The sequence below is a fragment of the Kitasatospora sp. NPDC096204 genome (assembly GCF_044763205.1).
Lineage (GTDB): Bacteria > Actinomycetota > Actinomycetes > Streptomycetales > Streptomycetaceae > Kitasatospora.
In genome coordinates, this window is sequence record NZ_JBIWFT010000008.1 from 230,212 (window position 1) to 239,888 (window position 9,677).

At 71.6% G+C, this 9,677-nt stretch carries 7 protein-coding genes; 6 read left to right on the top strand and 1 reads right to left on the bottom strand.

The features are described 5' to 3' along the window. Positions 1 to 14: 14 nt before the first annotated feature. The 6 genes from ruvB to ACIQ87_RS11830 all read left to right on the top strand — a co-directional run bounded on the left by ruvB (position 15) and on the right by ACIQ87_RS11830 (position 8,017). Positions 15 to 1,085, top strand: coding sequence for a Holliday junction branch migration DNA helicase RuvB (gene ruvB, locus ACIQ87_RS11805; RefSeq protein WP_402405109.1), 1,071 nt, complete (start codon positions 15 to 17; stop codon positions 1,083 to 1,085). 260 nt (positions 1,086 to 1,345) lie between these two features. Next, positions 1,346 to 1,753, top strand: a complete 408-nt coding sequence (yajC, locus tag ACIQ87_RS11810; protein ID WP_392874683.1) for a preprotein translocase subunit YajC — start codon at positions 1,346 to 1,348, stop codon at positions 1,751 to 1,753. Between the two features lie 147 nt (positions 1,754 to 1,900). Beyond that, positions 1,901 to 3,703 (top strand): protein translocase subunit SecD, encoded by a 1,803-nt coding sequence (secD, locus tag ACIQ87_RS11815; protein WP_402405112.1) that lies wholly within the window; start codon positions 1,901 to 1,903, stop codon positions 3,701 to 3,703. Positions 3,704 to 3,707: 4 nt separating this feature from the next. After that, complete coding sequence (secF, locus tag ACIQ87_RS11820; protein WP_402405115.1) at positions 3,708 to 4,811, top strand: protein translocase subunit SecF; 1,104 nt, start codon at positions 3,708 to 3,710, stop codon at positions 4,809 to 4,811. 47 nt (positions 4,812 to 4,858) lie between these two features. Further along, entirely contained in the window at positions 4,859 to 5,410 is a 552-nt protein-coding gene (locus tag ACIQ87_RS11825; protein WP_402405118.1) for an adenine phosphoribosyltransferase, read from the top strand. Between the two features lie 96 nt (positions 5,411 to 5,506). After that, positions 5,507 to 8,017, top strand: a complete 2,511-nt coding sequence (locus ACIQ87_RS11830; RefSeq protein ID WP_402405121.1) for a RelA/SpoT family protein — start codon at positions 5,507 to 5,509, stop codon at positions 8,015 to 8,017. 77 nt (positions 8,018 to 8,094) lie between these two features. On the opposite strand, the gene ACIQ87_RS11835 is transcribed toward ACIQ87_RS11830, so the two are convergent. Continuing rightward, complete coding sequence (locus ACIQ87_RS11835) at positions 8,095 to 9,324, bottom strand: DUF349 domain-containing protein (protein WP_402405124.1); 1,230 nt, start codon at positions 9,322 to 9,324, stop codon at positions 8,095 to 8,097. Positions 9,325 to 9,677: the final 353 nt, after the last annotated feature.

A 9,677-nucleotide genomic window follows, 5' to 3' on the forward strand; every position in this document is an offset into this window, starting at 1 on the left:
TGGAGCCCGCGAGGATGTACGACTCGGAACCCGCCGACCGGCTGGTCACGGCTGCCGCCGACGGCGAGGACCAGGCGGTGGAGGCGGCGCTGCGCCCCAAGCTGCTGGACGAGTTCATCGGCCAGGAGCGGGTGCGCGAGCAGCTGTCGCTGGTGCTCCAGGCCGCCCGCAAGCGCGGCAGCGCGCCCGACCACGTGCTGCTGAGCGGCCCGCCCGGGCTCGGCAAGACCACCCTGTCCATGATCATCGCCGCCGAGCTGGGCGCCCCGATCCGGATCACCTCCGGCCCGGCCATCCAGCACGCGGGTGACCTCGCGGCGATCCTCTCCTCGCTCACCGAGGGCGAGGTGCTCTTCCTCGACGAGATCCACCGGATGTCCCGGCCGGCCGAGGAGATGCTCTACATGGCGATGGAGGACTTCCGGGTCGACGTGATCGTCGGCAAGGGGCCGGGCGCCACCGCCATCCCGCTGGAGCTGCCGCCCTTCACCCTGGTCGGCGCCACCACCAGGGCCGGCCTGCTGCCGCCGCCGCTGCGCGACCGCTTCGGCTTCACCGGGCACATGGAGTTCTACGCCCCGGCCGAACTCCAGCGGGTGGTGCACCGCTCGGCCACGCTGCTGGACGTGGAGATAGACCCGGCCGGTGCGGCCGAGATCGCCGGGCGCTCGCGCGGCACCCCGCGCATCGCCAACCGGCTGCTGCGCCGGGTCCGCGACTACGCCCAGGTCCGGCACGACGGCCTGGTCAACGCCGAGATCGCCGCCCAGGCACTGGACGTCTACGAGGTGGACGCCCGCGGGCTGGACCGGCTGGACCGCGCGGTGCTGGACGCGCTGCTGCGGCTGTTCGGCGGCGGGCCGGTCGGTTTGTCGACACTCGCCGTCGCCGTGGGGGAGGAGTCCGAGACGGTCGAGGAGGTCGCCGAGCCCTTCCTGGTCCGCGAGGGCCTGCTCGCCCGCACTCCGCGCGGTCGGATCGCCACCGCGGCCGCCTGGCAGCACCTCGGCATGACCCCGCCGGTGCAGACCACTCGCAGAGGTGTTCCGGCGCAGTCGGAGCTGTTCCCCGCCGACGAAAGTTGACCGCCATCGGCCGAACGGGTGAGATCGGCGGGTCGGTTCCCGTCCGCTGCTCCCTAGGTGGCGTGGGGAGTGGCCCGGAGCGAAGTCCGGTGAAACTGTGCAGGCGGAGGGTCGCCACTTTCGGCGGCAGGATGCGATGCTTGGCGTTGTCCGATCGATTCGGGGTCGCCTAGACTCCGCCGGACCGCCCCTCTCACCTGACGGGCCGACCAATACCACACAGGCCGCCGGTCGGCGGCCCGTAAAGGACCCTGGCTGCAGTGAACCTCATCATCCTTCTCCTCCCGATCATCGCGATCGTGCTCATGTTCCGGTCGCAGAAGAAGCGCCAGCAGCAGCAGCAGCAGATGCAGACGGCGCTGGAGCCCGGGGCGGGGGTGCGCACCATCGGTGGCCTGTACGCCCAGGTGAAGGCGGTCAACGAGGAGACCGTCGAGCTGGAGATCGCGCCCGGCGTGGTCACCCACTTCACCAAGAGCGCCGTCGCGGCCGTCCTGGACCCCCAGGAGTACGACGCGATCATCAACGGCCGCCCCGCCGATGACGAGCTGCCCGAGCCGGAGGCCGAGGACGCCGACGCCGCGCCGGTCGAGGACAAGCCGCTGACGCTCACCAAGGACAGCGCCGCGAAGGGCGATGCCGAGGGCGGGGCTCCCGAGAGCAAGTAAGTACGGCCGGGCAACCCGCCCGGCCGCGCGGCATCCGCCGCGAGCCCACAGGACCTCAGGGCCACAGAACCGCCGTACCCCCGTCCCGACTATCGCCGGCCGGGGGTACGGCCGGGAAAGTGGCATGGACAGGGAGAAACGAGCAAGGTGGCAACACCCAAGTCGCGCCCGCGCGACGGCTACCCAGGGCGGGCGCTGGCCCTCATCCTGGTCGTCACCGTCGGACTGGTCGCCCTCATGTTCGGGACGGGCACCACCAAGCCCCGGCTCGGGATCGATCTCGCCGGTGGCACCAGCATCACGCTGACCGCGAAGTCGTCCGATCCCAAGGCTCTCAGCAAGTCCAACATGGACATCGCCGTCGGGATCATCGAGCGCCGCGTCAACGGCATGGGTGTCTCCGAGGCGGAGGTCCAGACCCAGGGGTCGGACACGATCATCGTGAACATCCCCAAGGGCGGTGACCGGCAGAACGCCGCGGACCAGGTGGGTACCACCGCGAAGCTGTTCTTCCGCCCGGTCCTGGCCGTTGCCCCCAGCGGCATCTCCGCACCGGAGCCGACCGGCACCCCGTCCGCGGCCGCCACCGGCACCCCGGGCGCGACGCCGGCCGCCACCCCCGCCGCCGGTGCCCAGTCCGCGGCCCCGAGTGCCACCAAGCAGGGCCGCCCCGCGAGCGAGGCGCTGGCCGCCGAGGGCGCCAGCCCGACCGCCGCCGCCACCGGCGCCGCTCCCGCCGCCACCGGCAGCGCGGCCCCGGCCGCCACCGGCGCCCCGAGCACCCCGGCCGTCCCGCAGACCCCGGCCGACATCGGCAACGCGATGACCCAGGGCACCGTGCCGCCCGAGCTGGCCGCCGCTTTCGCCGCCCTGGACTGCTCCAAGCCTGACGTCCGCGCCGCCCAGACCGGTGCCGAGGACAAGGCCGTCGTCGCCTGCTCCCAGAAGGCCGAGAACGGCTACTACGAGAAGCTGGCCCTCGGCCCCGCGGCCGTGAAGGGCGCGGACGTCTCCAAGGCCCAGGCCAGCATCGACACCCAGACGGGTGCCGGCTGGCAGGTCCAGCTGCAGTTCAACGGCACCGGCACCGACGCCTTCGCCAAGGTCACCGGCCAGCTGGCCGCCCAGGCCCCGCCGACCAACCAGTTCGCCATCGTGCTGGACAACCAGGTGGTCTCCCACCCGCAGGTCAACGGGCCGATCCCGGGTGGCAGCGCGGTCATCACCGGCCGCTTCAGCCAGGCCGAGGCACAGGACCTCGCCAACGTGCTGAGCTACGGCGCCCTGCCGCTGGAGTTCGCCAAGAGCGACATCACCACCGTCTCCCCGGCGCTCGGCAGCGACCAGCTCAAGGCCGGTCTGGTCGCCGGCCTGATCGGCATGGTCCTGGTGGTCGCCTACTCGCTGATCTACTACCGCGGCCTCGGCCTGGTCTCGATCGCCGGTCTGCTCGTCTCGGCGGTCCTGACCTACTCGATCATGAGCCTGCTCGGCAACGCGATCGGCTTCGCGCTGAACCTGCCGGCGGTCTGCGGTGCGATCGTCGCGATCGGCATCACCGCCGACTCCTTCATCGTGTACTTCGAGCGCATCCGCGACGAGGTCCGCGAGGGCGCCCCGCTGCGCCCGGCGGTCCAGCGGGCCTGGCCGCGCGCCCGGCGCACCATCCTGGTCTCGGACTTCGTGTCCTTCCTCTGTGCCGCCGTGCTCTACGTGGTCTCGGTCGGCAAGGTCCAGGGCTTCGCGTTCACCCTGGGTCTGACCACCCTGCTCGACGTGGTGGTGATCTTCCTCTTCACCAAGCCGCTGATCACGCTGCTGGCCCGCCGGAAGTTCTTCCTGAACGGCCACCCGTGGTCCGGCCTGGACCCGAAGCGGCTGGGCGCCCGCCCGCCGCTGCGCAGCAGCCGTCGCCGTAGCCCCTCCTCTGCCGCCGTGAAGGAGGCCTGACACCGTGTCACGCTTCTCCAACCTGGGCCACCGGCTCTACCAGGGCGAAGTCAGCTTCGACTTCGTCGGACGCCGTAAGCTCTGGTACTCCATCTCCGGCGTGATCGTTCTGGTCGCGGCGATCGGCCTGGCCATGGGCCTGCACCTGGGCATCGAGTTCAAGGGCGGCTCGGTCTACACCGTGTCCAAGCCCGGCCTGACGGTCTCCCAGGCGCAGGACACCGCCGACGGGGTCGTCTCCACGCACCCGCTGGTGCAGTCGACCGACAGCGGCAAGATCCGCATCCAGGTCAGCACCGAGGAGTCGAAGAGCTCGGACGAGATCCGCTCCGAGCTGTCGCAGAAGCTCGGCGTGCCGCTGGACACCGTCGAGGCCCAGGTGATCGGCCCCAGCTGGGGCAAGCAGATCTCCCAGAAGGCTCTCACCGGTCTGATCGTCTTCATGGTCCTGGTGACGGTCTACCTGGCGATCGCCTTCGAGTGGCGGATGGCGGTCTCCGCCCTGGTCGCCCTCATCCACGACCTCCTGATCACCATCGGCGTGTACGCCCTGGTGGGCTTCGAGGTCACCCCGGGTACGGTGATCGGCTTCCTGACCATCCTCGGTTACTCGCTCTACGACACGGTCGTCGTCTTCGACACCGTGAAGGAGAACGCCAAGGGGATCACCAAGCAGAACAAGCTCACCTACAGCGACGCCGCCAACGCCGGCCTCAACCAGACCCTGGTGCGCTCGCTCAACACCACCGTGGTGGCGCTGCTTCCGGTCGCCGCGCTGCTGTTCATCGGTGGCGGCCTGCTGGGCGCCGGTACCCTGAACGACATCTCGCTCGCGCTGTTCATCGGCCTCGCGGCCGGTGCCTACTCCTCGATCTGCGTCGCCACCCCGCTGCTGGCGCAGCTCAAGGAGGAGCAGCCGGAGATGAAGGCGCTGCGCAAGCGGGTCCTGCAGCACCGGGCCGCCGCGGCCGCCAAGGCCGAGACCGCGGACGGTGCCGAGGCGGACGGGGAGCCGACGGGCGAGGAGCAGCCTGCGGGTATGGTCGGACAGCGTGGCCGGTCGGCCGGCACCGCCCGTGCCAAGGGCCGTCCGTCCACCAAGCGCTGACCCCGGGCACGACCCCGGGGCCCCACCGGACCGTTAAGGACAGAACCGTGACCACCGCCGACATCGCACTGGCCGAGCTGCTGAACAGCCGGATCCGGGACGTCCCGGACTACCCGAAGCCGGGTGTGCTGTTCAAGGACATCGCTCCGCTGCTCGCCGACGCCGAGGCCTTCGGCGCCCTGACCAGCGCGCTGGCGGGCCGGGCCAAGCAGCTCGGTGCGACCAAGGTGGTGGGCCTGGAGGCGCGCGGCTTCGTGCTGGCGGCTCCGGCGGCCTTCGCGGCCGGGCTCGGCTTCGTGCCGATCCGCAAGCAGGGCAAGCTGCCCGGCGAGGTGTTCCGGCGCTCGTACGAGCTGGAGTACGGCTCGGCGACGCTGGAGGTGCAGTGCGACGCCTTCGCTCCCGGTGAGCGGGTGCTGGTGGTGGACGACGTGCTGGCCACCGGCGGCACCATCGGCGCCTCGCTGGACCTGGTGAAGGAGGCCGGGGCCGAGCTGGCGGGCGTCGTGGTGCTGATGGAGCTGGGCTTCCTGGACGGCCGCGAGCGGCTGGCCGGGCACCTGGACGGCGCTCCGCTGGAGACGCTGGTCACGGTCTGACGGACACCTCGGGAGGACGGCGGTCGGGACATCCGACCGCCGTCCTCCCGTTTCCTGGCACGGCCGGATGAACACCCCGGCGCCCGGCTCGGTACCATGAAGATTCATCCCCTCCCGGTTGTACCCGACCGTTCGGGTCTCGGCAGGGGTCGGCCCCGGTGCCCCGAGGAGTTGTCCTTGCCCGACGAGGTTGTGCCCACGGCCGCAGCGGCCACCCCCGAAAACCGTCCCACGCCCTCGGGGGCCACCCCGGCACGCCCGGCGCCGACCTCGTCGCGTTCGCTCGGCCCCTCCGGCCGCGGCTCCACCGGCGGCATGCGAGCCCGGCTGGCCCGCCTGGGCGGCCAGCGCTCCAGCGTGCTCAACCCCGTCCTGGAGCCGCTGTTCCGCTCGATCCGGGCCAACGACCCCAAGGCCGACCCGGCGCTGCTGCGTGACATCGAGAAGGCGTACGCGGTCGCCGAGAAGTGGCACCGCGGGCAGAAGCGCAAGAGCGGCGACCCGTACATCACCCACCCGCTGGCCGTGGCGACGATCCTGGCCGAGCTCGGCATGGACGCCCCGACCCTGATGGCCGGGCTGCTGCACGACACCGTCGAGGACACCGACTACGGCCTGGAGACCCTGCGCAAGGACTTCGGCGACTCGGTGGCCCTGCTGGTGGACGGCGTCACCAAGCTGGACCGGGTCAAGTTCGGCGAGGCCGCGCAGGCCGAGACCGTCCGCAAGATGGTCGTGGCGATGGCCAAGGACCCGCGGGTCCTGGTGATCAAGCTGGCCGACCGCCTGCACAACATGCGCACGATGCGCTACCTCAAGCGGGAGAAGCAGGAGAAGAAGGCCCGCGAGACGCTGGAGATCTACGCCCCGCTGGCGCACCGGCTGGGCATGAACACCATCAAGTGGGAGCTGGAGGACCTCGCCTTCGCGATCCTCTACCCCAAGATGTACGACGAGATCGTCCGGCTGGTCGCCGAGCGCGCCCCCAAGCGGGACGAGTACCTGGCGACCGTCATCGACCAGGTCCAGGCGGACCTGCGCGGCGCCCGGATCACCGCCTCCGTCACCGGCCGGCCGAAGCACTACTACTCGGTCTACCAGAAGATGATCGTCCGGGGCCGGGACTTCGCCGAGATCTACGACCTGGTGGGCATCCGGGTCCTGGTCGACACCGTCCGCGACTGCTACGCGGCGCTGGGCACCATCCACGCGCGGTGGAACCCGGTGCCGGGGCGGTTCAAGGACTACATCGCGATGCCCAAGTTCAACATGTACCAGTCGCTGCACACCACGGTGATCGGTCCCGGGGGCAAGCCGGTCGAGCTGCAGATCCGCACCTTCGACATGCACCGGCGGGCCGAGTACGGCATCGCCGCGCACTGGAAGTACAAGCAGCGCGCGGTGGCCGGGGCGTCCAAGGTGCGCACCGACACCCCGACCCAGGTCCGCAAGGACGACAAGGCCGGCGCCGTCAACGAGATGGCCTGGCTGCGGCAGCTGCTGGACTGGCAGAAGGAGACCGCGGACCCGGGCGAGTTCCTGGAGTCGCTGCGCTTCGACCTGGCCAGCAACGAGGTCTTCGTCTTCACCCCCAAGGGCGACGTGATAGCCCTGCCGGCCGGGGCCACCCCGGTCGACTTCGCCTTCGCCGTGCACACCGAGGTCGGCTACCGGACGATAGGCGCCCGGGTCAACGGGCGGCTGGTGCCGCTGGAGTCGACCCTGGAGAACGGCGACACCGTCGAGGTGTTCACCTCCAAGGCGGAGAACGCCGGCCCGTCCCGGGACTGGCTGGGCTTCGTCAAGTCGCCGCGTGCCCGCAACAAGATCCGCGCCTGGTTCTCCAAGGAGCGCCGCGAGGAGGCGATCGAGCACGGCAAGGAGGCGATCGTCCGGGCGATGCGCAAGCAGGGCCTGCCGATCCAGCGGATCCTGACCGGCGACTCGCTGGTCACCCTGGCCCACGAGATGCGCTACCCCGACATCTCCTCGCTCTACGCCGCGATCGGCGAGGGCCACGTCGCCGCGCCGAACATCGTGCAGAAGCTGGTGCAGGCGCTCGGCGGCGAGGAGGGCGCGACCGAGGACCTGGCGGAGACCGCCACCCCGACCCACGACAACCGCCGCGCGGTGCGCCGCCGGGCCAAGGGCGACCCGGGCGTGATCGTCAAGGGCGTCGAGGACGTCTGGGTCAAGCTCTCCCGCTGCTGCACCCCGGTGCCGGGCGACCCGATCGTCGGCTTCGTGACCCGCGGCAACGGCGTCTCGGTGCACCGCGCCGACTGCGTCAACGTGGACGCGCTGAGCCAGCAGCCGGAGCGCATGATCGACGTCGAGTGGGCGGCCACCCAGTCCTCGGTCTTCCTGGTGGCCATCCAGGTCGAGGCGCTGGACCGCTCCCGACTGCTCTCGGACGTCACCCGGGTGCTCTCCGACCAGCACGTCAACATCCTGTCGGCGGCGGTGCAGACCTCCCGGGACCGGGTGGCGATGAGCCGCTTCACCTTCGAGATGGGCGACCCGAAGCACCTGGGCCACGTGCTCAAGGCGGTGCGCGGCGTCGAGGGCGTGTACGACGTCTACCGCGTCACCTCCGCCCGCAAGTAGCGGCGCGGCCCCGCAACAGCGCGGAAGGCCCCCCGGGAGCTCCCGGGGGGCCTTCCGCGTTCAGCGGGTCAGGGCGGTCAGCCGCTGAACTCCTCCTGGCTCTTGTGCGCCTGGTCCAGCAGGGTCCGCACGCCGGCCAGCTCGGACTCCAGCTTGGCGACCTTGGAGGCGTTGCCGGCCGCGCGGGCCTTGTCCAGGTCGGCCTGGATCTTGTCGGCCTTCGTCTGGAACAGGCCCACCATGCCGGCCGCGCGGGCCTTGGCCTCCGGGTTGGAGCGCTTCCACTCGGCCTCCTCGGCCTCGCGGATGGCCCGCTCGACCGCGTTCAGCCGGCCGTCCAGCTTCGGACGGACCTCGCGCGGCACGTGGCCGATGGCCTCCCAGCGCTCGTTGACCTCGCGCAGCGCGGCCTTGGCGGCCTTGAGGTCGGTGATCGGCAGGATCGCCTCGGCCTCGGCGGCCAGCGTCTCCTTGAGCTTCTGGTTCTCCACCTGCTCGGCGTCCCGCTCGCTGAACACCGAGGAGCGGGCCTGGAAGAAGACGTCCTGGGCGCCGCGGAACCGCGCCCACAGCTCGTCCTCGATGTCCCGCTGGGCCCGGCCGGCGGCCTTCCAGCGCGCCATCAGGTCACGGTAGGAGGCGGCGGTGCTGCCCCACTCCGTGGACGAGGACAGCGCCTCGGCCTCGGCGACCAGCGACTCCTTGGTCTGCCGGGCCTTCTCGCGCTCGGCGTCCAGGGTGGCGAAGTGCGCCTTGCGGTGCTTGGAGAAGACCGAGCGGGCGTGCGAGAAGCGGTGCCACAGCTCGTCGTCGCTCTTGCGGTCCAGCCGCGGCAGGCTCTTCCAGGTGTCCACCAGGGCGCGCAGCCGGTCCCCGGCCTCCCGCCACTGGGTGGACTCGGCGAGCTGCTCGGCCTCGGAGACCAGGGCCTCCTTGGCCGAACGGGCCTCGTCCTGGGCCTTGGCACGAGCGGCCTTGCGCTCCTCGCGCCGGCTCTCGATCTCACCGGCGAGCGTGTCCAGCCGCTTGGCCAGGCCCTCCAGGTCGCCGACCGCGTGCCCCTCGACCACCTGGGCACGCAGGTGCTCCAGCGCGGCCTGGGCGTCCTTCGCGGCCAGGTCGGTGGTGCGCACCCGCTTCTCCAGCAGGCCGATCTCCACCTCGATGCCCTGGTACTTGCGCTCGAAGTAGGCGAGGGCCTCCTCGGGCGAGCCGGCCTGCCAGGAACCGACGACGCGTTCACCGTCGGCCGTCCTGACGTAGACCGTGCCCTGCTCGTCCACACGGCCCCACGGGTCGCTGCTCATAGCGCGTCCTCCACATGACGTCGCGCCCGCGCCGGGGCGGCGCGCGTCCGTCGTCCACAGTTGATGTGCGACGGACCGAAAGAGTCCGCCGTCCCCGTCCGCCGTGCCTTGCTGCCGAGGGTGACGGCTAGGCGGGTCCGGGCACCCTATACAACGCCAACATAGGCGACCAGGACCGGTGCTGTCCGCATCCGGGCCGGGCGATTTCGGTCCGGGGCCGTGGGGGGGGGGGGGGGCCCCCCCCCCCCCCCCCCCCCCCCGGGGGGGCCCCCCCCCCCCCCCCCCCCGGGGTGGGAGGGTCGGGGGGCCAGCGGGGGGCGGGCCGCGGGCCCGCCCCCGGGGCCCCCGCCGCG